This is a genomic window from Metabacillus indicus LMG 22858 (assembly GCF_000708755.2).
Classification (GTDB): domain Bacteria; phylum Bacillota; class Bacilli; order Bacillales; family Bacillaceae; genus Bacillus_P; species Bacillus_P indicus.
Map to the genome: position 1 here is coordinate 130478 of NZ_JGVU02000007.1, position 26408 is coordinate 156885.

A 26408-nucleotide genomic window follows, 5' to 3' on the forward strand; every position below is an offset into this window, starting at 1 on the left:
TGTGGAGTACTGTACATAGTGCTCTTAAACCTGCTATAGCGCATTTTCCTCCAGGTTCCCCCTCCACTTTGTGCTCTTAAACCTGCTATAGCGCACTTTCCTCCAGGCTCACGCTCCACTTTGTGCTCTTAACCCAGCTTAAGCTCACTTTCCTCCAGGCTCACGCTTCACTTTGTGTTCTTAACCCCGCGGAAGCGCACTTTCCTCCAGGCTCACGCTTCACTTTGTGTTCTTAACCCCGCGGAAGCGCACTTTCCTCCAGGCTCACCTTCTACTTTGTGTTCTTAACCCCACGGAAGCGCCCGTTTAGCTGCTGCAAAAAAAACCGCCCATCACGAAGATGAACGGCACGTATTCCATCAGCAGCAGCGCGACACTTTTCCTCCCTTTGCATTGTATCGGGCGTCCTGCGCTTCGCAGAAAAACTCTTTCCTCGATTGAACCGGCTGATCGGGATGATGCTTTGTCATGTGCTCTACGTATTTTTCATAGCTTGGAACCCCTGCCAATAAGCTGATAAACTGTTTTCGCAGGGCCAGAATTTCCGTCAGTTTTTTAAACATGGGTGCTCACTCCTCCATCAGACCTTGTAATATACGGCGCCTCATGGAGCGTCGTTTTTTTATTGGTCAGGACCTGTATCCAGATGCGGACAGCCGCGATTAGGACTGCAATGACAACAATCATAAAGATGGCACAAAGGGCTGCGTCAACGTAATCGTTGATCAGTACCTGCTTCATCTGGTTTGCATTTGCAGCAGGCGCCAGCACCTCGCCTTTATCCAGTGCCCCCTTGAACAGCTCAGCATGGGAAAGGAAACCGATCTTTGGGTTTTCGTGAAAAAGCTTTTGCCAGCCCGCTGTCATAGTGACGATCAGTATCCATGTAGTCGGTATGAGCGTCACCCAGACATATGCTTTCTTGCCCATTTTGAACAGGATGGTTGTTCCAAGGAGCAGCGCAATTCCGGCAAGCATCTGGTTAGCAATTCCAAACAGCGGCCACAGCGTATTAATTCCCCCTAGCGGGTCTATGACACCTTGATAGAGGAAATATCCCCAGCCTAGCACACACAGGGCTGTAGCTAAAATGTTGGCAGGCAGGAAATTCGTTTTTGCAAGCGGCTTATACACATGTCCAAGGAGATCCTGAATCATAAATCTGCCGACTCGGGTTCCTGCATCTATAGTTGTCAGGATAAACAAGGCTTCAAACAGAATGGCAAAATGATACCAGAAGGCCATAAGCGCTTTGCCGCCGATGACTTCTGAAAAAATATAGGCCATGCCAATGGCAAGAGTCGGCGCACCGCCTGTTCTTGAGAGGACGGTCTCTTCTCCCACATCATCAGCAAGTCCGGTTAAATCATCAGGCGTGATCGTGAATCCCCAGCTTGAAACAACCGATGCAGCCTGAACGGCGTCTGTGCCAATTAAAGCAGGCGGACTGTTGATGGCAAAATAAATACCCGGCGTCAGCACACATGCGGCAATCATGGCCATAACGGCTACAAATGACTCGGTCAGCATGGCACCGTAGCCGATTGGACGGGCGTGTGACTCTCTTTCTATCATTTTCGGAGTCGTTCCTGAAGAAACGAGTGCATGGAAACCGGAGACAGCTCCGCATGCGATGGTAATAAACAGGAAAGGAAACAGGTTCCCGGCAAAGACAGGCCCTGTGCCATCTATGAAAGGCGTCACGGACGGCATCTGCAGATCAGGCGCCACAACAATAATTCCAACAGCAAGGCCCAGGATGGTGCCAATCTTTAAAAACGTGCTGAGGTAGTCCCTCGGTGCAAGCAGGAGCCAAACAGGAAGAACTGAGGCAATGAACCCGTATCCGATCATAAGAATGGCGATTGTTTCACCGCTGAATGTAAACATCTTTGCAAGCTCCGGCGTTTCTGCCACGTGCTGGCCGTAGTAGATCGACAGCAGCAGCAGGATCACTCCGATAATAGACCCTTCCCCTACTCTTCCGGGACGAATATATCTCATATAAATTCCCATGAAAATGGCGATTGGAATGGTGGCTGCTATCGTAAACATGCCCCATGGACTTCCAACGAGCGCTTTTACAACAACGAGTGCAAGAACAGCTAAAAGAATAATCATAATACCAAGAATTCCAACCATCGCAATAATACCCGTTATTGGGCCAATTTCTTCTTTAATCATTTCCCCTAATGATTTTCCTTTTCGGCGCATCGATCCGAACAGGATGATAAAGTCCTGGACAGCTCCCGCAAGAATAACCCCGACGATGATCCAGATTGTTCCGGGCAAATACCCCATTTGCGCGGCAAGAATCGGTCCTACAAGCGGACCTGCTCCGGCAATCGCCGCAAAATGGTGGCCAAACAGCACCCATTTGTTTGTCGGCACATAATCTTTTCCATCATTATGCGTTTCTGCTGGTGTTTCGCGGTTATCATCAAGCTCAAACACTTTTTTTGCGATAAATCTGCTGTAAAACCGGTAGGCGACAGCGTATGAACAAACCGCTGCCACTAGCAGCCAAATGGCATTGATGCTTTCTCCCTGGCTGAGGGCAATGACACCGAATCCTGCAGCCCCGAGAGCAGAAACGATTCCCCAGATTAAAATTGACTTAAGCGCTTTCATTATTACCCGCCCCCTCTTTTATGTACAAGCTCTATTATAAGTGCTTTATTCAGAATTTTTAAATATCTTTTGACCTGTTTTTGCCCCGCTTTCGCGCCAAGCGGGGCTCTATTTGCTCTTTATGTACTTCAGCGGCAGAATCATCGTGACCTCGGTTCCAAGACCAACTTCACTCTTATAGGCGACCCTGCCTTTCATTGTTTCAATGATGCGGATTGACACCGTGGTTCCAAGGCCGGTGCCATTGTCTTTAGTTGTATAAAAAACAGTTCCGATCTTAGACAGCTGATCGGCGTTCATTCCCTTTCCTGTATCCGTAATCACGGTGAAGGCGCTCATATTTTTTGAGTATAGGTGAACCCGGACGCTGCCGCCTGCCGGCGTGGCTTCGATCGCATTTTTTTGGAGATTAACGAGCGCCTGCTTCAGCTGGCTTCGGTCTGTTTCGATATAAAGTCCCGGCTTCAGCTGATGGGAAAGCCTGACACCTCGCTTCGCTGCCAGAGGGTGCAGCAGCTGGACGACTTCCATAATCAGTTCTGAAAGCTGAAATTCTTCGATTTGCTTAAGCTTTGGTTTAGCGAAATTCAGGTAGTCAGTAAGAATGCTCTCCGCCCTTCCAAGTTCACTCATGATCAGGTGCATGTACTGTTCATCATTTTTATGATTTTTACCCATCAGCTGCAGGAACCCTTTAACAACTGTCAGCGGGTTTCTGACTTCATGTGCGATTGATGCAGCCAGTTCGCCTATCGTCGTTAATTTTTCCGTACGGATCATTTCTTGCTTCATCATCTTGCGTTCAATTCCCGCTTCAAGCACCTTTGAGGATACCCCAATCGCCAACACCTGGAGAAAGCCAAGGATACAAACATAAATGAAAAGCTCGTTTCCGGTTTCCATGGTGCTTGCGAGCAAATAGGCAAGCAAAATGGACAGCTGGATCAAGGTTGGCCAAAAGCTGATAATAATGGATAATTGCACCCTTTTTTTAGGCTTATATTTTCTGAAGCGCTTTGAAAATAAGAAAGGAACAATCAGGGAAAGACTTGCGCTCAAATAGCCAAACCAAAGAGCATCTCCTCCGAGATATGTTCTTGCGGCCAGAATAAACCCGAATGCGATAAGACCTGCACCCGGTCCGCCGTACAGCATCGCAAGCACCATGGGAACATAGCGCAGATCCCAGTAAAGCCCATATTCATAGTATGCAAAAATCATGCACAAAAAAGATGCTGCTCCGTATAGAATTCCTGAAAAGTAAGGAGAAGTGACCATCCGCCTGTTTTCAAAAAAGACAGAATAAATCAGGACCGGAACCAGCACAATCAAGATATGAAGCATAAGTTTCTCTGCAAGCATCGCAATTTCCCCAATTATTTTTTATATAGTATGGTTGTATTCGACAAAAAGCGCAAAATTCCTTTCCTTTTTTAATAGGACGCTTTTTTTAATTAACGCTCTTAATCCTGTACAGACTGCAGAAATTCTTTTAAACAAACGTTTGATTAAGGTTTCAATCCTCTTTATATCAGGTATTTTTACCATATGGAGGTGATGATCTTGACACAACGCAAAGAAAAGCTGAAACAGGACAACCCCGAACAAATTCCAGGCAGGGACGGTAAGACCATTCTTGAGCAGAAAAATGATTTGAACACAGATCCCGTTCCGCTGCAGGAGCTGAAGCTCAATGCAGAAGATGAGAAGAATAAACATAAAACGAAAAATAAATCTTCCAGTGAAGAGTGAATAACGAGCAGAGCCGTTTGAGAGAAACTTCACTTGATGGCATTGTAATCACTGTCCGCGACAAATAAAAAATTCCCGAATCATTCTTATCGTAAATAAGATGATTCGGGATTTTTTCCATCTATTTTCTTGCCAGGTCTGCTTCGCCAATTCCCTCGATAATCAGTTTAAGCTTGGTTGACTGATTATAAGAAGTGACGGGAAAGTTTGTTGAAATAATGGTTTTGTTTGTTTGTCTATCCATGCTGAAGCCGCTGTCTGCCTTGTATTCATTTCCATCTTCATCAATCATTTTCATACGGTGCGCAAAAAGATTTTCATCTTCATATTCCCCCTCTAAAGAAAAGATCAGATTCAGTGAAGTTGGATTTGCCTCAGCTTTAGAAACGTTAATCGCAGATGTCCCGTCCTTCATTACATATTGAACGCTAAAATTTTCTTTCAGCATATTGCTGTCCGCTGCAGCTAATTCCCACTTCCCGTCAATTTTTTTCATATCATTCGTTCCGTAAAAGACGTTGACGCTTTCTACTTCTACAACAGCTCCCTTCAAGGCTGGAATCTGCCCCTTATGGGATTCACCAATGACATCGTACTGGATTTCCCCTGACTCTTTATCCATCAGCGGATTTCTTGAATCGGATATAAACAGGTGACTGTTGTTTCCCTTCAAAGCCTTTGTATCCGGAATAAATTCTGCGATATATTCACCATTCCCGTTTTTAACCCGATAATCCATAGTTACTTCTTGTGCGCCAACCAGAATGGACGGATCTTCAAATGTAAGTTCAAAGCTCATTCCTGCTTTATTCTTATCCGAGAAATAGCGGGACAGTGCTATGTTAATGTTCTGATCGGCTGCTGTACTAGTATTTTCTTGTATAAATCCATGATCTGCAGCTTGCTCGATCCCTTTATCTCCAAAGGAAAAAAATTCGTTCACTCCAGCCATTACATGCTCATTGGATAGGACAGCCCCCGTAATGAATAGAGCGCAAGCGGCGGCTGCAGCTTGTTTCCAAATGTAGCTGACTTTCTTCTTCTTTGATTTGACGCGGATTAAATCATAAGACTGCTCTATAGACTGTCTTACTTTAGCGGGAATCTCCCGTTCTTTGTTCATCGCCTGATTCATCTCATTTTCGAAATTATCTTTCATGTACCATCACTCCTTCGGTTTTATAATAAGTCGTTCTCAAAATTGATTTAGCTCTGGAGAGTCTCGATTTAATCGTCCCTTCCGGCTCTTTTAAAAATTCACTGATTTCTTTTACATTCAATCCGACAATGTAATATAAAATAAGTGCTAATCTGTACACATCATTTAAACTGTTAAGTGCGTCCTCCAATTCAAGCTTCCCGTATCCATCATTTTTTTCCGCCGGAAGCAGATGATCGTGAAAAACAGCAGCGCCTTTGTTCTTTTTCAGCAGACTGTTGCATTTATTGATCAGGATTTTACAGATCCATGTATTGAAGTACTCGTCGTTTTTTAACATATGGAGTTTTTCGTAAGCCGAGATGATCGTATCCTGCATAGCATCCGCCACATCTTCATCGTTGTTTAACAATCTGCTCGCCGTTCTGTACAATACATCTTCATATTGTCTGACAAGTAAAACAAATGCTTCGCCATCTCCCTTTTTTGCCTTTTTTACTAAAGCTTTCAATGATCCCATTCAGGCACCCCCTTACCGATTGTTTTGTTTTTCTATTGATTAGATAAGGCACCACATCAATTGGTTGCATAAATTTATCGACTGTCCTTCATTTGTTTGACTATGTATGCTATTAGCTTCATAATTTCTTAGATTCTTGAAACAGCTCTATGATAGAATACCAAAAAAAGGCGGCAGCCCCTCCATAAAAGAAGGGCTGCCGCCTTTTCATTTTTCTAGATCACTTCATTCCCGTATTCGCCTTTACGAGAATTTCATCAAATTTCTTTGCATCTTCTTTTTTACTCGACACAATCGTTCCAATGTATGCTCCTAAAAAGCCAAGCGGTATGGATACAATGCCCGGGTTTGAGAGGCTGAACAGCGGCTCTCCCGTTAAGATTGCCGCTCCTTCAGGCGACCATACGTTAGGACTGATGGCAACCAGAAACAAAGAGCTGAACAGGCCTGTCAGCATTCCCGTTACGGCACCTGCCGTGTTAAACTTCCTCCAGAAAATAGTCAGAACTAGAATTGGAAGGTTCGCACTCGCAGCAACCGCAAAGGCAAGCGCAACGAGGAAAGCGACATTCATATTTTGAGCAAAGAGAGCCAAAAGAATGGACAGAACAGCCACACCGATTGAAGCCCATCTTGCTGCCACAACCTGCTCTTTCTCTGTTGCCTCCCCGCGGCGGAGGATATGACTGTAAAAATCATGGGCAAAAGCGGAAGCCGCTGAAAGCACGAGACCGGCCACTACTGCAAGAATCGTCGCAAAGGCAACAGCCGATACGAATGCAAACAGGAAGTCGCCGCCAATCGCTTCAGCGAGAAGCGGTGCCGCCATGTTTCCTGCCGCATTTGCAGCCACAATGTTGTCATAGCCGACAAACGCCGCAGCGCCAAAGCCAAGAAAGACCGTCATTACATAGAAAGCGCCGATAATCCATGTTGCATAAACAACTGATTTCCGGGCCGTAATCGCATCCTTTACTGTGAAAAAGCGAATCAGGATATGCGGAAGTCCTGCCGTACCCAGGACAAGCGCAAGATTCAGGGAAATCGTATCAAGCGGATTTGTGAATTTGTTCCCCGGATTCAGGAAGCTTTCTCCAAGCGGAGTAGCTGTCTGCATCTCAGAGAACATTTTCGCAATGCTGAAATCAAATTTTGCAAATACAATAACAGATATAATAAACGTCCCAATCATCAGCAGAACGGCTTTAACAATCTGAACCCAGCTCGTTGCGGTCATACCGCCGAACACAACGTAAATCGTCATCAGCGTTCCTACGATCAGGACAGAGTACACATAATCAATGCCAAGCAGGAGATGAATGAGGCCGCCTGCACCTACGAGCTGCGCAATCATATAAAATATCGAAATGGAGATGGTATTAAGGGCTGCCACACCGCGTACCTTGCTGTTGTTAAACCTTGCTGCGATCATATCCGCCATCGTATACTTGCCCAAATTGCGGAGCGGCTCAGCGACTATGTATAACACGACAAGATATGCCACAAGAAAACCAATACTGTAAAAGAAGCCGTCAAATCCAGAAAGCGCTATCATTCCTGCGATACCCAAAAAGGACGCCGCAGACATGTAGTCTCCTGCTATAGCCAGTCCATTCTGAAACCCGGTGAGACTGCTGTCTGCTGTATAGAAATCACTCGTTGTCTTCGTGCGCTTTGAGGCGAAATAAGTAATGAATAAGGTCATAATGACGATCCCTAAAAAGAGGGAGAATGCCAGCATATTCATGGTTCGGTTTCCTCCTTACCTAGTTGACTCTGATTTGATTGTTTCTACGATCTCGTCAAATTTCCTTGCTTTGCGGGAATACATCATACAAAGAGCCCACGTCATGATAAACTGTGCAAATGCGAATACCCACGCCCAGCTGACGGGTCCTGCTGCAGGCTGATTTAAAACATCGGAATACGCCGTAAGGACCGGCAGCGTAAAATAAAATGCCAAAAAGAATAAGGACATCGGGAGAATAAAACTCCGCTTGGCTTGAAGCAGCTTCTGAAAGGACTCGGACTGTACAATTTTTGTGTAATCGACTGCAGATGGGGCCGCTTTAACTTGTTTTTTTCCATCGTTCACGCTACATTCCTCCTCAGGTTACAATCTGGCCGTTAACCTTCCTTTCCTTCCATATTTTCACACTCTCATTATATAGTTACCTGAAAAGTATGTAAATTCAGAAATCTTAACTTTTAAAATTAGCATCTTTCGAATCATACAAAGATAGATAATCTCGGCTAGGTAGACTAAAATAAAAAGGATTACTGAATTACGTTTTTTTACAGGAGGATATTATGGAGAAGAACCAATCCCTTCCGACCAGGAAATTGCTTGGCATCGCCGGTCTCGGGTGGCTGTTTGATGCAATGGATGTCGGCATGCTGTCGTTCATTATCGCGGCTCTTCAGTCTGACTGGGGACTCAGTGTAAAGGAAATGGCCTGGATCGGGAGCATGAATTCGATCGGCATGGCTGTGGGCGCCCTCGTGTTCGGGCTGCTTTCAGATAAAATCGGCCGGAAACAGGTATTTATTATTACTCTACTTCTATTTTCTATCGGCAGCGGTTTGTCTGCCTTCACAACGACTCTTACTGCCTTTTTGATCCTGCGCTTTTTTGTCGGCATGGGGCTTGGAGGCGAGCTTCCAGTGGCATCTACCCTGGTGTCTGAGAGCGTTGCACCTGAAAAGAGAGGAAGAATCGTCGTCCTGCTTGAAAGCTTCTGGGCTGCAGGCTGGCTGATTGCTGCCCTTATTTCTTACTTTGTTATACCGTCGTACGGCTGGCAAACAGCGCTTCTGTTAAGTGCGCTGCCTGCGTTTTACGCGCTTTACCTGCGGCTGAAGCTTCCTGATTCGCCGCAATTCCTTGCTATAAAGAAAGAACAGCGTCCTTCTGTGCTTGAAAATATGAAAACGGTCTGGTCGAAACAATATGTCCGTCAGACGACCATGCTTTGGATCTTATGGTTCTGTGTCGTCTTCTCTTATTACGGCATGTTCCTTTGGCTTCCGAGCGTCATGGTGCTGAAGGGGTTCAGCCTGATCAAGAGCTTCCAGTACGTTCTCATCATGACTCTGGCCCAGCTTCCGGGTTATTTTACCGCAGCTTGGTTTATTGAAAGGTTCGGCCGGAAATTTGTGCTGACAACGTATCTCACAGGAACGGCCATAAGCGCGTATTTCTTCGGAACAGCTGAATCACTTGCGCTTCTGCTCACTTCGGGAATTTTCCTTTCATTCTTCAACCTGGGGGCATGGGGGGCACTATATGCGTATACTCCAGAGCAGTATCCGACTGCCGTAAGAGGAACCGGTGCAGGAATGGCCGCATCGTTTGGACGGATCGGCGGAATTCTGGGTCCGCTGCTTGTCGGCTACTTAGTGGCTGCCGAAGCATCCATTACGTCCATCTTCACCATTTTCTGCGCCTCCATCTTGATTGGAGTCCTTGCTGTTATCGTACTCGGAAAAGAAACAAAGGCAAAAGTTCTTTCTTAAAGAACGCTAAAAAACCTTCCGGCAGCTCCGGAAGGTTTTTATCTGTTTATTTAAAGTCAATCAGCAAGAACATCCGCAAATGCCTTCACATAAGGCGGCAGATCCGGCGGCCTTCTGCTTGAGACAATGTGGCCGTCCACAATAACTGGCACGTCATGCCAGATGGCGCCTGCATTTTCCATATCATCTTTAATGCCCGGTGTACTCGTGACATTTCTGCCCTCAAGAATTTTCGCAGAAATCAGCACCCAGCCTGCGTGGCAAATCTGCCCGATCGGCTTTTCTTTTTCGTGCATGTCCTTAACCATCTGAAGCACTTCAGGATACCTTCTAAGCTTATCAGGAGACCAGCCTCCAGGAACCAGGATGGCATCATAATCATCAGATTTGATGTCTCCAAAGGCGAAGTCCGATGTAGCAGGAACTCCATATTTTCCAATGTACGTCTCGTTTGCTTTTTCGCCGACAAGATGCACCTCTGCCCCTTCTTCCTGCAGGCGAAGCACAGGGTACCACAGTTCCAGATCCTCAAACTCTGCACTGACAAGAGCAATCACTTTTTTATTTGCTAAACGCATCGAACCACCTCCACCATCAGTATAGCATGTCCTTTTGAGGAATGAAAAAACAGGCTACGCTAAGCTCAGCCTGTTTCCTCCTTCAGCTGGCTGTGATACAGCCCGTAATAAAATCCTTTTTGCTTTAATAAAGATTCATGGCTGCCGCTTTCAATCAGAGCTCCGTTTTGGAGCACTAAAATCTGATCGGCCTTCTGAATCGTGTTCAGCCTGTGGGCAATGACGAAGCTCGTTCTCCCCTTCATCAGCCGCTGCAGGGCTTCCTGGATTTTCAGCTCAGTGATGGTATCAATGCTGCTTGTTGCTTCATCTAGCACAAGCATCACCGGGCTTGAAAGAATGGCCCTCGCAATAGAAAGCAGCTGCTTTTGTCCCTGGCTGATGCCGCTGCCTTCCTGTGTAAGAACAGTCTGGTAACCATCTTTCATCTTCATGATAAACGAATGGGCATTTGCTTCTTTTGCGGCGTTCATGACTTCTTCATCCGACGCATCGAGGCGTCCGTAGCGGATGTTTTCCATAATGGTGCCTTTGAAAAGAAACGGATCCTGAAGGACAAAGGCCATATGCTCTCTAAGGCTGCTCCTCCTGATATTAATGCTCGGTGTTCCATCAATCAGAATCTCGCCTGAATCCGGGTCATAAAACCTGGACAGAAGATTGATCATCGTGGTTTTCCCTGCCCCGGTCGGACCGACAATCGCCGTCGTTTCCCCCGGAGAAGCGCGGAAGCTCACATGCTCAATTGTCTGCTGGTCATCTTCATATGCAAAAGAAACGTCTGAGAATACGACCTCTCCTTTTACATCCTTAAGATTGACCGCCTCTTTTTCATCGAAGACTTCCTCCTCTTCATCCAAAATCTCAAATACACGTTCAGCTCCGGCAACTGCCGACAGAATGGTGTTGAACTGATTGGCAAGCTCGTTCAGCGGGCGGGTAAACTGTCTGGAGTATTCGGTGAAAATAACAATAACACCAATGGTCACTGCACTGTTTAAAGCAAGGATACCGCCAACTAAAGCAACGACTGCGAAGCTCAGGTTATTCAGCATATTCATCAGCTTCGGTATGAATCCCGATATCGTCTGAGCCCAAAATCCGGCTGCTTTCAGGCGTTTCCCTTTTTCAAGAAACTCGGAAATCACCCGCTCCTCTTGAGAAAAGGTCTTCACAATCCGCTGCCCTGAAATGGTTTCTTCAATAAACCCGTTCAGGTCACCGAGATTGCGCTGCTGCTCTTTAAACAGTTTTCCGGTTCGATTTGTGATCCACCTCATTCCAAAATACATAATTGGAATGATTGCAAACGTAATCAGGGTCAGGAGCGGACTCAGCCAAAGCATGACGCCTATCGTCCCAGCAAGCGTCAGGATGCTTGAGAAAATCTGAATGACTGAGCTGTTTAATGTAGAACTCACATTTTCAATGTCATTTGTCACCCTGCTCATCAGCTCCCCGTGCTGCCGTTTGTCAAAATATGAAATCGGCAGGCTGTGGAAATGCCTGAAAAGCTGGGTTCTCATCGTAAAGACCGTATGCTGCGCAATCCCGATCATCCATACGTTCTGCAAAAGCAGCGCGGCGGATTGAATGAGATAGATAAACGCGAGGGCAATCAGGAGCTGAATAAACCCGCCGCTTTCCTTCGTGACAATGTAATCATCGATAACCATTCCAATCAGATAAGGACCTAGCAGGCCAAGAAAAGAACTCAGTACGACCATGAGCAGAACCAGTATGAGGAGCCCTTTTTTCAAAGACAGATAGGACCATACCCGCGTGATCGTCCCAAACCAGTTTTTCGGTTTTTCCTGCTTCTTTTTCGGCTGGACGTTTTCCGGCTTAATCCTCGGGTATGAGAATGGCTTACTTAGCTCTTTGAACATGCTGCACGGCCTCCTCTCCAAACTGCGAAGCAAAGATTTTTCTGTAAAGAGATGATGTTTCCATCAGATCATCATGCGAACCCTGCGCAAGAATTTCCCCTTCATCAAGCAGAAGAATCTTTTCTGCTTCCATGGCGGTGCTGATTTTCTGGGTGATCAGGAAGGTTGTGCATTCATAGGTTTTCAAAGCCTTCAAAAGCTTGGCTTCTGTCTTCAGGTCAAGCGCACTCGTACTGTCATCAAGAAGAAGAATTTTCGGTTTCCGGACGAGGGCCCTTGCAATTGACAGCCTTTGTTTCTGTCCGCCTGAAAGGTTTACTCCCTTTTGGCCGACGCGTGTGTCATATCCGTTCGGCAGCTTTTCAACCGTTTCATGAATTTGAGCATGCATCGCCGCTTCCTTTATTTCATTGAGTGACGCATGTTCCCTCCCCCAGGCAATATTTTCTCTGATCGAGCCTGTAAACAGCAGCGACTCCTGGGGAACAAAGCCGATTTTGCCCCTTAAACTTTTCAGCTTCATATCCTGCAGGTTTACTCCGTCAATCGTAATTGCCCCGGACGATACGTCATAAAGTCTCGGTATTAATGTGAAGATGGACGATTTTCCGGAGCCGGTCGCTCCCATAAGCGCGACAGTCTGCCCCGGGGAAACTTGAAAAGATACATTTCTCAGCACATTCGCATCCGATCCGGGATATGAAAAAGAGACATTCTGAAATTTAATCTCTCCTTGTTTAATCACGTGTTTCTCTGAGGAACCGGCCGTATCCGTCAAATTGGCTTCTGTCTCAAGCACTTCTCCTATCCTTCCTGCAGATGCTTTCGCACGCGAAAACGCCATAATAATAAAGGAGAAAATCGAGAGAACAGATGAAATCCGCAGAGCATAGTTGACGATGGCGACAATTTCGCCTACTTTCGCATCACCTGATCCGACCCGCACACTTCCGAACCAGAGAATGGACAGAATGCTGATATTCATGACGAAAAGCAGAATCGGCATCACAATTTCCATCAGCCTGAGAGCTGAAACTGTGTCCTCCCTCAACTCCTCATTTGATTTTGAGAAGCGGGTCATTTCGTGATTCCGTCTCAAGAAAGCCTTAATGATTCTCATGCCTGTCAGATTTTCCTGCATGACACCATTGACTGAGTCAAGGCGCTCCTGGACCGCTTTAAAAAGCCCGCCGCCCTTTTTCATCATCCAAAGCAAAAAGATAACAAGCAGCGGTATAGAAATAAGCAGAATGAGAGCAAGCCTGAAATTAACGATCAGAGCCATAATGGTGCCTCCGATGATCAGCAGCGGCGCCCTGAGCATGATCCGAAGACTCATGAAAATGGTGTTTTGCAGCTGTGTCACATCATTTGTCATCCTGGTGATGAGAGAAGATGCCGGAAACAGGCTGAAGTTTGCAAAAGAAAAGGACTGGACCTTCTCAAAAAGCTTTTTCCTGATATCAAATCCAAAGCTTTGACTGACGTGAGCTGCATAAAAGGAATTGGTCACACCTGCTGCGAATGCTGCAAGTGAAATACCCGCCATGATGCTCCCCCAATAAATCACAACAGATAAATCATTTTTCAAAATGCCTTCATCAATGATTTTCGCCATCAGAAAAGGGTGAAGCAGCTCCACCCCGAGCTCAATCAGCATGAGGGTTAAGGCCACACCAACTGCTATGCGGTATGGCTTAAGTAAAGAAAAGACGTTTGACATACAGTTGCCTCCCTGCGGTGCAAATCATTTAGCTTATCTAATATCTCGAATTCTATTCATTTAATTCTACTCCTAAATCCTAACATTTTGAATATTTAGTCGATAGAAAGATAGTATTTATTTTAAACCCGCCCTATAAGTTTGTAAATTATTGTAACCCCAAAGGACAAACGGCACAGAAAAGGACCTCCCGCATTGACGGGAAGTCCCAATGATTAAGAATTCAGGTTTTGATCTTTTTTACCTAAAACAGAAGGATTCGGAGAGTCCTCGTGCTTATATTCATGCTCCCAGAAATCCGCATTTTTTATTCCGAGCTTAACCGGGTCAAAAACAGGATCGAGACCCTGCTTCTTCTGCTCTTCGTAATCTTTTAGAGCAAGAAGGGCCGGCTTTGCCAGAATTAGAATGGCGATCAGGTTCAGCCAGACCATGATTCCAAGCCCAACGTCACCGAGTCCCCATGCAAGGGTTGCCGTTTTAACAGATCCATAGAACGTTGCTCCAAGAAGGACGACTTTTACAAGGAACATAGGAATCTTGTTGCTCTTTCCTCTTGTTAAATACGCAATGTTGGTCTCAGCGATGTAGTAGTAAGCCATAATCGTTGTGAAAGCAAAGAATAGAAGAGAGATGGCCACAAACCCCGAACCAAAACCAGGAATCGGAATAACCGACTCAACGGCAGCCTGTGTAAACACCGGCCCCGGCTCAACATCTGCACCAAGCTGATTGACGATAAACGTTTCATCAGGTGCCTGCGTATTGTACATGCCTGTGAAAAGAATCATGAAGGCAGTCGCAGAACAGACAAACAGCGTGTCAATGTAAACAGAAAAAGCCTGGACAAGACCTTGTTTCGCAGGGTGGGAAACCTCTGCAGCCGCTGCAGGGTGAGGACCTGTTCCCTGACCAGCTTCATTGGAGTAAATTCCGCGTTTTACACCCCATGCAATCGCCATACCGACAATTCCGCCAAAAGCAGAATCAAGTGCAAAGGCACTTTTGAAAATAAGGGCGATGACACCCGGCAGTTCAGTAATGTTAAAAGCAATGATAACGAGTGAAACAAGAATATAGCCAACTGCCATGAAAGGGACGACAACCTGTGCAACAGTAGCGATCCGCTTTACACCGCCGAAAATAATAAGGGCTAAAAGTACAATAAGTCCAAGTCCTGTTATGACAGGGTTAATTCCAAATGCATTATCAAGACCAAGAGCGATGGAGTTGGCCTGTACACCAGGCATGAGCAGGCTCATTGCAAGGAGGGCGGCAAATGCAAAAGTAATGCCGTACCATTTCATTCCTGTCCCTTTTTCAATATAGTAAGCCGGACCGCCTCGATACTGTCCGTCCTGTTTGACTTTATAAATTTGAGCCAGAGTGGACTCGATAAAAGCGCTTGAAGCTCCGATGAAGGCAATCGCCCACATCCAGAAAACAGCACCCGGTCCGCCGAAACCGATAGCCGTTGCAACACCGGCAATGTTACCTGTACCTACGCGGCCGGACAATGCAATCGATAAAGCCTGAAAAGAAGAAACTCCCGCTTCAGAGCTTTTGCCCTGAAACATCAGAAGCACCATATCCTTGATATGCCGCACCTGCAAAAATCGGGTCAAGATGGAGAAAAGCAATCCTACAGCCAAACAAATGTAAATCACGGGTGTGCTCCACAGAACACTGTTTAAGCTATCAACAAACGCCTGCAATCAAAATCCCCCTCTTTAAAACAGAATTTTCTTTCTTTTTAGATTATAAGGGATAAACCAGGACTGTACAATCACTATTTTGATAGAATATGTGCCATATGTAGTGCTTAATTCTCTTGTAAGCGGAAACAACCTTGTAAAAACGGCTTATTTTTTCTTACACACGATGTTAAAAAACCTTACATTAACGTCATTTAAAAAAGTGCGCCTATAAAGGCACACTTTTGTTCCCGAGAAATAAATCGGGGTAATCGGTTATGATGGCTGAAACACCGGCTTTTTTAAAGGCCTCCAGCTGATCTGTCTGATTTACCGTATAAACTCTCAGCGCGTACCCCGCTTCTGCCGCGCGCTTGCCTGCCGGAGACGCTGCATACGCGCTTTCACAATGAAGGGCGCTCGCCCGCACTCTTTTTGCTTCTTCCATCATGTTGGAGGGGATCCCCTGAAAGAGGAGCGCCGTTTCAACATCAGGAGCGAAATCACGGATTTTCCCCATGCTGCTGAATTGAAAAGATGAAAGGATCACCGATTTCTCCATACCCGATCTTTCAATGCATTGCAGCACGTTCTCCTCAAGCCCTTCATATGGGAACACATCGTTTTTAAGCTCAATGTTCACTTTCATATCCGGCCTTTCGGATTTAATATAGTCCAGAACATCCCGAAGGGCAGGGATAGTCTCTCTAGAGTAGCGTCTGTTAAACCAGCTCCCTGCATCAAACAGCTTCAGCTGTTTATACCTGAAGTCTTTGACAAAACCTATGCCATTTGTCGTCCTGTCGATTCTTTCATCATGAATCACAACCGCTTCGCCGTCCTTGGTGAGCTGAACATCCAGCTCTATTCCGTCTGCTCCTGCTGCACAGGCAGCCCGAAATGCCGCCATCGTGTTTTCCGGATGCTCTCCACTGCAGCCTCTGTGTGCAAAAATCTCCATGTACCTTTCTGCTCCCTTCTGCGGTCTCTATAATAAAACGGAAAAGAAGAACTGATGATTCTGCATGCAATCATCAGTTCTCTCCCCTTATTTCCCTTGCTTTTTACCTGCTGTTTCAAGCGCACGGTCGGTCTCAGCCGCTGCCTGGTCCAGCGCCTTTTGAGGATCCATGCCCTGATACAGGCTTTCCATTCCGGAAACGACTTTTTGTCTTGATTCAGGGAAAACGGAAATGAGCGCGCCCTGTGTAGCTGTGCTTGCTTTCGTGTCATGAAGCTGGTCAACTGTCACCTTCAGCTGCGGGTATTTTTCCCACTGCTCTTTCACAATTTCCTCTTCGTAAGCTGCAGGGTTTATTGCAAAGTATCCTGTTTCAACGTGCCATTTCGCTTGTACTTCAGGTGTAGAAAGATACTTCATAAATTCCCATGCACCCTTTTGCTTTTCTTCGCTTATGTCTTTAGACATCCAAAGAGAAGCACCGCCGATGACAACACCCTCGCGTTCTGCTTCATCCGGTACAGGCAGGTAAGAAACTCCGACTTCAAACGGCGCATTATCAACAAGGGCTTTAACGCCTGCTGAAGAATCAAGGAACATAGCCATCTTGCCTGACTGGAATGCCGCTCTCATATCGTCCCAGTTTTGTCCGGCATTGTAGAACGTTCCGTCTTTGTACATGTCTTTGATCAGATTAAATACGTTTAAGCCTTTTTCGTCATTGAACGTTGCTTTTACAGCATCTCCGCTTCTTCCATTCTCATTGTCTACGTATTCGCCGCCCTGTGCAGCAAGCAATTCTTCAAAAAACCATCCGTAATTCAAGATTGAGAATCCATACTGTGACGTATTTGAACCTTCTTTAACCGTCAGTTTTTCAGCAGCAGCTTTCAGCTCGTCATACGTCATCGGAGCTTTTTCAGGATCAAGGCCTGCTTTTTTAAAGGCATCTTTGTTGTAAACAAGAACAGGTGTTGAAGAGTTAAACGGCATTGAATACTGCGTGCCGTCAACAGTGTAGTAATTTGAGATATTCTTTTCCCATTGAGCTGTATCAAAATTTTCTTCATCGATAAACTTTTGGACAGGCTGGATTTTCCCGCTGTCGATCATGTATTTCGTTCCAACTTCAAATGTCTGCATGATGGATGGCGCCTCTTCTGTGCCCGCAACCGTGTTGAATTTAGTCAGTGCTTCTTCATACGTTCCCTGAAACACAGGTTTCACTTCTACCTCGTCCTGTGATTCATTAAAATCTGCGGCTAAATCGTTCAAAACAGTTTCAAGCTCTCCGCTCATGGCATGCCAGAAAATCACTTCCGTTTTTCCTGCTTCATTCTCACCAGATGCTTTACCTTCGCCGTTTGTACCTGCAGAATTGGAACATGCACCAAGAATGATTAAGAGAATAGAGGATAAAATAACTGCCAGTTTCTTCAATTTACTCGCTCCTTTTATTTGATTGCACCTTGAGTTAAGCCTTTCTGGAAATGCTTTTGCCCGACAAATAACAGTACTAGCGTCGGCAGAATCACGACTACGGCTGCTGCCATCACCACCCCCCATTGAGACGAGATTTCCTGCGACTGCATCTGCTTCAGCCCGATTTGAACGGTTCTGACTTTTTCATTGTTTGTCACAAGCAGCGGCCACAGATACATGTTCCACGTTGTTAGAAAACTGTAAATCCCAAGAGTGATCAAGCTTGTTTTAGATACAGGCAGAACGACCCTCCAGAAAAAAAGGAACCGGCTGATGCCTGCAACCTGGGATGCTTCATATAGCTCAAGAGGAATGGTTTTAAATTGCTGCCGAAGGAGAAACGTACCGAAAGCAAGCGCAAAAAACGGAATCGTCAGACTCGAGTACTCATTGATCCATCCAAGCTTCTGAACCGTTAAGAAGTTCGGGACCATCGTAGCTTCCCACGGAATCATCATCGTTGAGATGAAGACCATAAACAGCAGATTTCTCCCTTTAAAGGAAATAAACACAAAGGCAAAGGCGGCAAGGCTCGAAACAGCAAGCTGGCCGATCATGACAATGACCGAAACAAAGAAGCTGTTCCAGAGGAACTGAAGAAGCGGAACCTTCTCAAAGGCTGCCGTATAATTATCAAGCGTCACTTTTTCCGGCAGCAGCTTGCCCTGAAGCACTTCTCCTCCCTGCATGAAGCTGATTAAAAAGGCATAGATGATCGGAAACATCATCAGAAGGGCTGCCAGAATCAGCAAAGCATACATGAGGAATTTCTTAGCTGCACTCATCTGTAATGCACCTTCCTTTCACCGATCTTAAACTGAAGAATTGTCATAGCAAGTATGCCGAGGAAGAGAATAACCGCCTGGGCACTCGCTGAGCCGATGTTGTAATTAATAAAAGCATCCTTATAGATGGAATACACAATCACGTTTGTTGATTCCATCGGTCCGCCCTTCGTCAAAATATCGATTTGTCCAAATGTCTGAAATGCATTAATGAACGAAACCGTAATGACGAAAAAGAGCGTTGGAGAAAGCATCGGAATCGTGATTTTTCTGAGCTGATAGAAATAGCCCGCCCCTGATATTCTCGCACTCTCGTAAAGCTGCTCATCGATATTCTGAAGGCCTCCCAATAGAATGAGAAAAGAGAAACCGGCATTCATCCAGATGGTGGATACCGAGACGGCAAGCAGGGCGTATTTAGGATCAAGCAGCCATTGAACCTCTGTAAAACCAAGAGTCCCTACAACTTTGTTGATCACACCGATGGCCGGATTGTACATAAACATCCAAATGACAGATGATGCGGCCACACTCATTCCCATTGTCGAAGAGAAGAGCGTTCTGAAAAAGCCGATGCCCCTGAGCTTTTCATTGGCAATCAGCGCCAGAAAAAGGGACAGGACAACACCTGCAGGCACGGTGTACACCACAAACAGCAGCGTTGCTTTCATGCTGTTCTGAAAAGCAGGAGACTGCAGGAGATACGCATAATTCTCAAGTCCGGTAAAGCTTATCGGCACTCCTTGTCCGTCTGTCAAAAAGAAGCTTAAATAAATCGTTCTGAACATGGGATAAAACAAGAACACCGAAAACAGCACAATGGAAGGAAGCAGATAAAGCATGCCTTCTCCAAATGAACGCAGCTGAATCCTCTTTTCCTGCCGGACTTCCCCGCGCGCTAAAGCAGCAGGAGCTTCATTCAAGTTCATATGAAGGCCTCCTGTCCAAGCACCCGGCCAGACTCCCTCGGATGTGAAAGGAGGCATTCACCGGATTGTCTGTCAAAAAGAAACACATCTTGTTCAGCTACATAAAACGGAAGCATCGAACCCACCTTCACGTCCCACTGGCCATTCCATTTCGCAAGCCACTGCTTGCTTCCGCCAATAAAAAATGAAATAAGTGTTTCCGTGCCGAGAATTTCGACATTTGCCACTTCAGCAGAAAAGGTCGTTTTACCTGAAGCAGGCTGAATATGCTCAGGCCTGATTCCCGCAGTCAGCTTCCGCTCAAAAGCCGGAAGACTGCCTGTAACCGGAATGGTATGCTGATTTTCAACCATGATCGCACTGCCCGTGATATCTGCCGGCGCGAGATTCATAGGGGGCGCACCGATAAACGATGCCACAAATTCATTTGCAGGATTGTTGTAAATCTCAAGCGGCCTGCCAATTTGCTGAATTTCTCCGTTATTCAAAATCATCATCGTATCTGCCATCGTCATCGCTTCCGTCTGGTCATGCGTGACATAGATCATCGTAATGCCAAGTTTGCGCTGAATCTGGCGGATCTCTGACCGCATTTTCGCTCTCAGCTTGGCATCGAGATTGGAAAGAGGCTCATCCATCAGACAAATAGGCGCATGAGTGACGATTGCTCTTGCAAGAGCAACACGCTGTCTCTGACCGCCTGACAGCTGTCTTGGCTTGCGCTTGAGCAGGTCAGATAACCCGAGCATCTCGGCAGCCTCAAGGCATCGCTGCTTTTGCTCCGCCTTTTTTATTTTTTTCGTATGCAAACCGAAGGTAATGTTTTCTTCAACCGAAAGATGGGGATACAGCGCATAATTCTGGAAGACCATCGACAGGTCCCGCTTGCTCGGGGGCAGAGCGTTCGCCGTTTTCCCGCCAATGACAAGCTCGCCGCCTGTCACATCTTCAAGCCCTGCGATCATCCTTAACATCGTGCTTTTCCCGCAGCCGGACGGACCGACAAGGACGAAGAATTCGCCCGGTTCAATCACTGCGCTGATTTCTTTTATAACATCCGTTTTCGAATCATAAGATTTCGAGACGTTTTTCAGTTCAACTTTTTTCATCTGCCGTCATCCTTTCCTTCTGCGCATATTTCTTCCAAAGCCATGCTCTGCCCGTTGAGGCCGCAAGAGCTCCGCTTTCAAGCGCCTCTTCAATATGCCCCGCATTCTGGATCAGGCCTCCCGTAATGATGGGGACGTCTGTTTCATGCTTTACTTTTCTGATCATTTCAGGGATAAGTCCCGGCATGATCTCAAGTGCATCCGGCTCAATTTCATTCACCGCTTTCAGTCCGTTTGCCAGTGCGTCTGAATCAATCAGGAACAGCCTCTGAATGGTCAGCAGCCCCTCGTTCTTAGCCAGCTGAATCAGAGAACTTTTCGTCGTCACAATCCCTGTCGGCCTGACAAACTTAGCAATGAACCTCAGCCCTTCCCGGTCATAGCTGATCCCGGGGATCTTTTCAAGGTGCAAAAAGACATGCCGATCGTTTTTTTTCAGAAGATCCACATACCGCTTAATGACACTGATGTTCCCCATCAGCAGAAAAGCAGACTGAATATCCGTCTCAAGGAAGCGGTCAAAGCTTTTGGGATCTTTAATAGCTGCAATCAGCCTGTCTTCATGAAGCCGGCTGATAAATTCCTGATGCGTATCCAATGCTTTTTCAGCTCCCTTTTTTCATATATAGGCAAAACAAAAACCATAAAAAAACGCGGGCTCTCTAAAAACACCTATGTTTTTTTATGGTTTCTCATATTCTCAACCGAAGTTTATTCACTTGTCCTTCACAACTCCAATCTTACCTGCCGAACGTAAAGCGCGTGTGAAGGTGATGTGGATTTGTGTGAAGGGAGTGTAAGGTATTTGTAAAACAATAAAAAACCTCCCGCTCAAAAAACGGAAGGTTAACGTTATTTCACTTTTGTCCGAAGCTGGGATTTTCTGATCACTTGATTGATCACTTCTGAGAAGACAAGACCGATTGCAATAGAACCGGAAATCATAAAGGCCTTTGCTGCAAGTGTAATTGCCGTATTGTAGTCATTTTCCACAAAATTGCGCATCGCATCATAGGCCATTCCCCCCGGCACCAACGGAATGATTCCGGCAACGCTGAAAATGATGATCGGCGTCTTGTAGATCTTGGCAAACATCTGGCTTGCAACCGCCACAAACACAGCAGCGATGACCGTCGCAGGCACTGCGTCATATCCGAGCCCGACGACTGAAATGTAAATAAACCACCCGCACATCCCGACGAGTCCACATTTGACCAGAGACGGTTTTGGCGCCTGAAAAATAATGCCGAAAGCAGCAGTCGATATAAACGCTGTCAGCAGCTGTCCAATTACCCACATCATTCATTGCTCCTTTAAAATAGTAAAAATACAACCGCAATCCCCGACCCGATCGCAAATGCCGTCAAAAACGCTTCCGCTCCTTTTGAAAGTCCTGAAATCAAATGTCCGGCCATCAAATCCCTGACTGCATTTGTAATAAGCAGACCCGGAACAAGCGGCATCACTGAGCCGATGATCACCTTATCCATCTCTGAGCCAAAACCCGTTTTCACAAACAAATAGGCAAACAGCCCTATCACGAAGGATGCCAGAAATTCAGAGAAAAACTTAATCGGCACAAGGCGGTGAAAATAAATCACAGAAATAAATCCCAGACCGCCCGCAAAAACCGCAGGCATAAAATCAGACCACTGCCCCTGGAACATAATTAAAAAACAGCCGCTCGCTATTGCTGCTGCAAGCACCTGCAGCCCAAGAGAATAAGTGGAATTCGCCTCTTCAATCTCTTTTAAAAGGTCATAGGCCTGATCCACATTAAGCTCGCCGCTGCTGATTCTCCTGGAAATGGCATTTACCTTCGTCACCTTATCCAGATCTGTCGTCCGTTCCATAATCCGAATCAGCTTCGTCTTCGTTGGCTCTTCCGTTTCAATGGAGAAAATAATGCCTGTCGGCGTCACATAGCTGTGTGAGTTCCTTACACCGTATGAGGCTGCAATCCTCATCATCGTATCCTCCACCCGGTATGTTTCCGCGCCGCTGATCAGCATAATCTTCCCCGCCAGAAGGCAAACCTCCATAATTTCATAAGAATAATTTTGCTGCGTCTCCATCTATCCGTTCTCTCCAATAGGCTTTTAGTTTTGATGTTAGGTTCCAGTTTAGCTGAGTTTTTGGGGATTATCAATTTTTGTATGAAAATATGGGGGAGGCGGGGGTTGAACTTCCTGTTTGGAACAGCCAAACTTTGTTTTCCATCTCTTGAGGGTTCTTATCATCTTGTTTAGGACCACCAAACTTCCATTTCCGTCTCTTGAGGGATCTTATCCGCTTGTTGAGTACCACCAAACTTCCATTTCCGTCTCTTGAGGGATCTTATCCGCTTGTTGAGTACCACCAAACTTTCAATTCTGTTCTTTGATGGTCCTTATCCGCTTGTTTAGGACCACCAAACTTCCATTTCCGTTCTTTGATGGTTCTTATCCGCTTGTTGAGTACCATCAAACTTTCAATTCTGTTCTTTGATGGTTCTTATCCGCTTGTTGAGTACCACCAAACTTTCAATTCCGTTCTTTGATGGTTCTTATCCGCTTGTTTAGGACCACCAAACTTCCATTTCCGTTCTTTGATGGTTCTTATCCGCTTGTTGAGTACCATCAAACTTTATTTTCCGTGTTTTGAGGGTTCTTATCCTCATCCAAAGAAAAGAGACCTCCTCTAAAATAGAAGGTCTCTTTTCACTCATCCTATAATATAAGCACTCTCTTCATTCGCCTTAACCATAAACTCAGACTGCAGCAGTCTTACTTCGAAGAGGCGCAATGGATCGTAGTAAATTTCCGGATTTGATTTCATTTTTTCAAGCGCAGCTTTGCTGCTTGAGATGCTTGTTTCTGACTCCCGGATTGTTTCATCTACGTAAAGAATCGGGTCCTGATAGAAGATCACGATGTCGGATTTGAGCGCTTTTTCAAAGAGATCAAATTCCAGGAAGAATTTCTTTGAGATCTCCGCTGTGATTTCTTCATAGTTTTTGCTTTCCACATATTTTTTATATTGTGTGTAAAGCATAGATTTGTTTTGCGGAAGGGCAGCAAACAGTTTCCCTGCACTTTTCAGGAGGAATTCTGTCGGCTTGAACCGGAGCAGGATGTTTTGTTCTTCAACGTCTGCTCTGCTCGTCATCCGGTTCAGGTCCCTTTTCCAGTCTTCTAATACCTTAAAGTCACAGACAAGCTTCATTTTTTCTTCGCCGTACAGGCCGTTAAATGATGTGCTCATCTCGTTCAGATAGCCCTGGCTTTCATTGAGCTCTTCGTTTGTACGGACAAGCCATTCGCGAAGGGCTGTCTGTAGTTTAGGAATCAGATTGTCATGGACATATGTCCCGATTTCCTCGTTCATTTTACGGTTCAGCGTAATGTGAAGCTGGCTGAAGTCGCTGTCCTCTTTAATGTGAGCTGAGCAGCCGCGCAGGATTTTTGGAAGTTCGAGCTTCAGGTCACGCTTCATTTCAGCTGTTGCTTCGCGGTATGAAGCCGTAATTGCTGCTGCTTTTTCCTGCTCGACGTCTCTTAAATGATTCATAAATCCGTTAAGTCTCACTAAAATATCTTCGTTCCACTTGACGGTTTCCACTAGGTGGTTTTCTGTTTGCACACGCTTGTTCAAGAGGTCAGTAAGCGTTCTGCGGATATAATGCAGCAGTTTCGCTGTGCGTTTCTCTTCATGCTTCGCTCCGCGAGCGCTGAATACAGTTGAAAGGAATTCACCCAGTCCTTTCATATTTCCGGATGAAAAGGCGAATACCTGGGACTGAGGGAAAAACTGATGAATGGTCCCCTGAAGATCCTCTGCAGCTCTCCATTCGGCCGTATTCAGGATAAAATGGAACGGCGTGTTAAGCGCATATTCCTGAAGCTGCCTTAAAATTTCAAGCTCCTGCTCATTAAAAGGCGTGTTTCTGTCAAGAACAAACAGCATTCCATCTGAAAGCGGCAGAAACTCTGCCGTTTGTGCGATGTCGCTGTTCCGGCTGATTTCAGCTGTATGCAGGAGAGCCAGACGGTTGTCTTCAAGCAGTTCTGCAGGCCACTTCACTTCAGTCCAGACATCCGGGGAATCAATCAGCTCCGACTGATCGGAGCGCTTTTCTGTTCCGGTGTCTGTAATCTGGTTCATCTCAGCCAGATCACCCTCCGAGCGGACGAAAACCGGTGAACGTGTTTCTGTTACAAGGTTTTCGCCAAGGATGCGGTTAATCAATGCAGCTTTTTCGCCTTCAGGTGTTCCGCTGACAAGAACATGAGAGGTGTTTAAATCTGCAAGCTCGGAAATAAGCCATTTACTCTGATATCCGACTTCTAAGTGGTTATTTTCAGCCCAGGCCACGAGTGACTTGAACAAATCAAGGCTGTAGTCAAATCTGACGCTGTCGTGCTCTGAATCAAAGATTAATGTTTCTGCTCTTTTCAGTGATTCTGCATCCATGGAGGCAGGGAAAATCTCGTTCCAGGCAAGCACTGCCGTAGCTGCAAACAAAGCTTTCGACTGATTGGCAAGCTTCTGCCAGTTTGAAAGAAGAACAGGGACGATATCCTCCAGTTCTTTCACAAGATACGTGCCGTTTATGATGCTTAAATAGGTATTCTGATGAATATCAGACATTTTTGACCAGCTCTCAAACGGCTGAACCTCCACGTTCAGGAAAATCGTATTGACCGTTTTCAGCCATGAAAGATAAAACTCTCCGTTCCGGTAGCTGTCCCAAAGAGAGGCAGTGACACGCTGGAACAGTTTCTGGTTTTTGCGGTAAAGAGAAATGAGCGGCTGATAGAAAAATTCCGGGTCGAATGATTTTGTGTAGCCCGCCTGAACATATTCATCAAGCAGTTCGAACCATTCCGGCTCCTCTGTCCGCAGGCCTTCATTAACAGCAAGCTCTGCAGCCATTTTCCAGTCCTGCTGGTCTTCATAAAACGACCGGGCAAGATCGGTGACATTCGGATAATCGGGATCCAGATCAAGAGCTTTTTTAATAACCTTATAGGCAAGCTCGATTTTCTCTCTCAGAAGATAGAGAGAAAACAGCTCCAGCGCGACCTCCATCTTTAACGTCTTGGAGTCGCTTTTAATGCCCGTATAAATATCTTCGGCTGCAGAAAGATGGCCTAGCGCATAATAGGAATCGGCAATATTTTTTCTCGCCCACGGTTCAAGCTCATTGCTGATGTTCTCCCATTTAAAAATCGCTGTTTCATAGTCTTTGTTATGAAAATAAATCTCGCCCTGGGCATAACGGATATAGGAAAGATCGATCACTTCTTTTGCCTGCTCCTCAAAGTGAAGCTCACCGAGAACCTGAACAGGCTGTTCCGTTCTGTCTTCCATAAAACGTTCGAAATATGATTTATGAATCAGCTGTTTATCGTTTGTCATAGTATCCTCCACCTAACGTACGCTAGAAACTTATATAATGATCTATTCTATCAAAACTTTCTCCTATATGGCTTAGTTTGTGTTACCCCTTTTCTGAGGGTTTCACACCGACTATCGATCTAGTTAGTGGGATATTCATCCAAAAACAGCACAGCAAATACGATGAATACGGGTTTTACGCCGACATAATTGGCTGAAATTAGAAAATACCCGCTGAATTGTTTTGCCGTTTGTGAAGATCATCATACGAAAGACTTATTTTGTTTTAGCCGTTTTCTTA

At 45.7% G+C, this 26408-nt stretch carries 22 protein-coding genes; 2 read left to right on the forward strand and 20 right to left on the reverse strand.

The window, feature by feature from the left end:
• Window positions 1–359: 359 nt before the first annotated feature.
• The 3 genes from AZ46_RS18030 to AZ46_RS18040 all read right to left on the reverse strand — a co-directional run bounded on the left by AZ46_RS18030 (window position 360) and on the right by AZ46_RS18040 (window position 3993).
• A complete protein-coding gene (locus AZ46_RS18030) occupies window positions 360–563 on the reverse strand; it encodes a YbdD/YjiX family protein (protein WP_029285770.1) in 204 nt (67 codons plus the stop codon).
• Window positions 556–2631, reverse strand: coding sequence for a carbon starvation CstA family protein (locus tag AZ46_RS18035; RefSeq protein ID WP_029285768.1), 2076 nt, complete (start codon window positions 2629–2631; stop codon window positions 556–558). The genes AZ46_RS18030 and AZ46_RS18035 overlap by 8 nt, the downstream gene beginning before the upstream one ends.
• Window positions 2632–2739: 108 nt before the next feature.
• On the reverse strand, window positions 2740–3993 hold the full coding sequence (locus AZ46_RS18040) for an ATP-binding protein (protein WP_029285766.1): 1254 nt from the start codon (window positions 3991–3993) through the stop codon (window positions 2740–2742).
• A gap of 201 nt (window positions 3994–4194) precedes the next feature.
• Between AZ46_RS18040 and AZ46_RS18045 the strand changes: the two genes are divergently transcribed.
• Window positions 4195–4383 (forward strand): hypothetical protein, encoded by a 189-nt coding sequence (locus tag AZ46_RS18045; protein ID WP_051827396.1) that lies wholly within the window; start codon window positions 4195–4197, stop codon window positions 4381–4383.
• Between the two features lie 121 nt (window positions 4384–4504).
• Here AZ46_RS18045 and AZ46_RS18050 read toward each other — a convergent pair whose 3' ends face one another.
• The 4 genes from AZ46_RS18050 to AZ46_RS18065 all read right to left on the reverse strand — a co-directional run bounded on the left by AZ46_RS18050 (window position 4505) and on the right by AZ46_RS18065 (window position 8157).
• A complete protein-coding gene (locus AZ46_RS18050) occupies window positions 4505–5542 on the reverse strand; it encodes a DUF4179 domain-containing protein (protein ID WP_081870234.1) in 1038 nt (345 codons plus the stop codon).
• Entirely contained in the window at window positions 5532–6062 is a 531-nt protein-coding gene (locus AZ46_RS18055; protein WP_029285763.1) for an RNA polymerase sigma factor, read from the reverse strand. Before AZ46_RS18055 ends, AZ46_RS18050 begins: the two co-directional genes overlap by 11 nt.
• Window positions 6063–6282: 220 nt before the next feature.
• Window positions 6283–7809 (reverse strand): solute symporter family protein, encoded by a 1527-nt coding sequence (locus AZ46_RS18060; RefSeq protein ID WP_029285761.1) that lies wholly within the window; start codon window positions 7807–7809, stop codon window positions 6283–6285.
• 15 nt (window positions 7810–7824) lie between these two features.
• Window positions 7825–8157 carry a DUF485 domain-containing protein gene (locus AZ46_RS18065; RefSeq protein ID WP_029285759.1) on the reverse strand — a complete coding sequence of 111 codons (333 nt, stop codon included), beginning with the start codon at window positions 8155–8157 and terminating at the stop codon, window positions 7825–7827.
• 215 nt (window positions 8158–8372) lie between these two features.
• On the opposite strand from AZ46_RS18065, the gene AZ46_RS18070 reads away from it, so the two are divergent.
• Complete coding sequence (locus AZ46_RS18070) at window positions 8373–9578, forward strand: MFS transporter (RefSeq protein WP_029285757.1); 1206 nt, start codon at window positions 8373–8375, stop codon at window positions 9576–9578.
• Between the two features lie 56 nt (window positions 9579–9634).
• Here the strand turns inward: AZ46_RS18070 and AZ46_RS18075 are convergent, their stop codons facing one another.
• The 13 genes from AZ46_RS18075 to AZ46_RS18135 form a co-directional block, all read right to left on the reverse strand.
• A complete protein-coding gene (locus AZ46_RS18075) occupies window positions 9635–10156 on the reverse strand; it encodes a type 1 glutamine amidotransferase domain-containing protein (RefSeq protein ID WP_029285755.1) in 522 nt (173 codons plus the stop codon).
• Window positions 10157–10221: 65 nt separating this feature from the next.
• Window positions 10222–12045 carry an ABC transporter ATP-binding protein gene (locus AZ46_RS18080; protein ID WP_029285754.1) on the reverse strand — a complete coding sequence of 608 codons (1824 nt, stop codon included), beginning with the start codon at window positions 12043–12045 and terminating at the stop codon, window positions 10222–10224.
• On the reverse strand, window positions 12026–13768 hold the full coding sequence (locus AZ46_RS18085; protein WP_029285752.1) for an ABC transporter ATP-binding protein: 1743 nt from the start codon (window positions 13766–13768) through the stop codon (window positions 12026–12028). Before AZ46_RS18085 ends, AZ46_RS18080 begins: the two co-directional genes overlap by 20 nt.
• A gap of 215 nt (window positions 13769–13983) precedes the next feature.
• Window positions 13984–15483, reverse strand: coding sequence for an alanine/glycine:cation symporter family protein (locus AZ46_RS18090; RefSeq protein ID WP_051827397.1), 1500 nt, complete (start codon window positions 15481–15483; stop codon window positions 13984–13986).
• Between the two features lie 208 nt (window positions 15484–15691).
• Complete coding sequence (locus AZ46_RS18095; RefSeq protein ID WP_029285748.1) at window positions 15692–16423, reverse strand: glycerophosphodiester phosphodiesterase; 732 nt, start codon at window positions 16421–16423, stop codon at window positions 15692–15694.
• An 87-nt stretch (window positions 16424–16510) separates the two neighbouring features.
• Window positions 16511–17854, reverse strand: coding sequence for an ABC transporter substrate-binding protein (locus AZ46_RS18100; protein ID WP_407656393.1), 1344 nt, complete (start codon window positions 17852–17854; stop codon window positions 16511–16513).
• 23 nt (window positions 17855–17877) lie between these two features.
• The gene (locus AZ46_RS18105; RefSeq protein WP_029285744.1) at window positions 17878–18690 is read right to left on the reverse strand and encodes a carbohydrate ABC transporter permease; all 813 of its coding nucleotides are present in this window, start codon (window positions 18688–18690) and stop codon (window positions 17878–17880) included.
• A complete protein-coding gene (locus tag AZ46_RS18110) occupies window positions 18687–19619 on the reverse strand; it encodes a carbohydrate ABC transporter permease (RefSeq protein ID WP_029285742.1) in 933 nt (310 codons plus the stop codon). Before AZ46_RS18110 ends, AZ46_RS18105 begins: the two co-directional genes overlap by 4 nt.
• Window positions 19616–20728: an ABC transporter ATP-binding protein gene (locus AZ46_RS18115; RefSeq protein ID WP_029285740.1), complete on the reverse strand. Its 1113-nt coding sequence runs from the start codon at window positions 20726–20728 to the stop codon at window positions 19616–19618. Before AZ46_RS18115 ends, AZ46_RS18110 begins: the two co-directional genes overlap by 4 nt.
• Window positions 20715–21326, reverse strand: a complete 612-nt coding sequence (locus AZ46_RS18120) for a glycerol-3-phosphate responsive antiterminator (protein WP_029285738.1) — start codon at window positions 21324–21326, stop codon at window positions 20715–20717. Before AZ46_RS18120 ends, AZ46_RS18115 begins: the two co-directional genes overlap by 14 nt.
• 254 nt (window positions 21327–21580) lie before the next feature.
• On the reverse strand, window positions 21581–22027 hold the full coding sequence (locus tag AZ46_RS18125; RefSeq protein ID WP_029285736.1) for a threonine/serine exporter family protein: 447 nt from the start codon (window positions 22025–22027) through the stop codon (window positions 21581–21583).
• A gap of 14 nt (window positions 22028–22041) precedes the next feature.
• A complete protein-coding gene (locus AZ46_RS18130; protein WP_029285734.1) occupies window positions 22042–22803 on the reverse strand; it encodes a threonine/serine exporter family protein in 762 nt (253 codons plus the stop codon).
• Window positions 22804–23431: 628 nt separating this feature from the next.
• The gene (locus AZ46_RS18135; RefSeq protein WP_029285732.1) at window positions 23432–26128 is read right to left on the reverse strand and encodes a hypothetical protein; all 2697 of its coding nucleotides are present in this window, start codon (window positions 26126–26128) and stop codon (window positions 23432–23434) included.
• Between the last annotated feature and the right edge of the window lie 280 nt (window positions 26129–26408).

Excerpts from the sequence above, each read along its gene's own strand:
- AZ46_RS18085 (WP_029285752.1), bottom strand. The coding sequence starts at position 13,768 with ATGTCAAACGTCTTTTCTTTACTTAAGCCATACCGCATAGCAGTTGGT.
- AZ46_RS18055 (WP_029285763.1), bottom strand. The coding sequence starts at position 6,062 with ATGGGATCATTGAAAGCTTTAGTAAAAAAGGCAAAAAAGGGAGATGGC.
- AZ46_RS18070 (WP_029285757.1), top strand. The coding sequence starts at position 8,373 with ATGGAGAAGAACCAATCCCTTCCGACCAGGAAATTGCTTGGCATCGCC.
- AZ46_RS18030 (WP_029285770.1), bottom strand. The coding sequence starts at position 563 with ATGTTTAAAAAACTGACGGAAATTCTGGCCCTGCGAAAACAGTTTATC.
- AZ46_RS18110 (WP_029285742.1), bottom strand. The coding sequence starts at position 19,619 with ATGAACTTGAATGAAGCTCCTGCTGCTTTAGCGCGCGGGGAAGTCCGG.
- AZ46_RS18040 (WP_029285766.1), bottom strand. The coding sequence starts at position 3,993 with ATGCTTGCAGAGAAACTTATGCTTCATATCTTGATTGTGCTGGTTCCG.
- AZ46_RS18035 (WP_029285768.1), bottom strand. The coding sequence starts at position 2,631 with ATGAAAGCGCTTAAGTCAATTTTAATCTGGGGAATCGTTTCTGCTCTC.
- AZ46_RS18115 (WP_029285740.1), bottom strand. The coding sequence starts at position 20,728 with ATGAAAAAAGTTGAACTGAAAAACGTCTCGAAATCTTATGATTCGAAA.
- AZ46_RS18050 (WP_081870234.1), bottom strand. The coding sequence starts at position 5,542 with ATGAAAGATAATTTCGAAAATGAGATGAATCAGGCGATGAACAAAGAA.
- AZ46_RS18105 (WP_029285744.1), bottom strand. The coding sequence starts at position 18,690 with ATGAGTGCAGCTAAGAAATTCCTCATGTATGCTTTGCTGATTCTGGCA.
- AZ46_RS18095 (WP_029285748.1), bottom strand. The coding sequence starts at position 16,423 with ATGGAGATTTTTGCACACAGAGGCTGCAGTGGAGAGCATCCGGAAAAC.
- AZ46_RS18080 (WP_029285754.1), bottom strand. The coding sequence starts at position 12,045 with ATGTTCAAAGAGCTAAGTAAGCCATTCTCATACCCGAGGATTAAGCCG.
- AZ46_RS18125 (WP_029285736.1), bottom strand. The coding sequence starts at position 22,027 with ATGTGGGTAATTGGACAGCTGCTGACAGCGTTTATATCGACTGCTGCT.
- AZ46_RS18135 (WP_029285732.1), bottom strand. The coding sequence starts at position 26,128 with ATGACAAACGATAAACAGCTGATTCATAAATCATATTTCGAACGTTTT.
- AZ46_RS18060 (WP_029285761.1), bottom strand. The coding sequence starts at position 7,809 with ATGAATATGCTGGCATTCTCCCTCTTTTTAGGGATCGTCATTATGACC.
- AZ46_RS18130 (WP_029285734.1), bottom strand. The coding sequence starts at position 22,803 with ATGGAGACGCAGCAAAATTATTCTTATGAAATTATGGAGGTTTGCCTT.
- AZ46_RS18075 (WP_029285755.1), bottom strand. The coding sequence starts at position 10,156 with ATGCGTTTAGCAAATAAAAAAGTGATTGCTCTTGTCAGTGCAGAGTTT.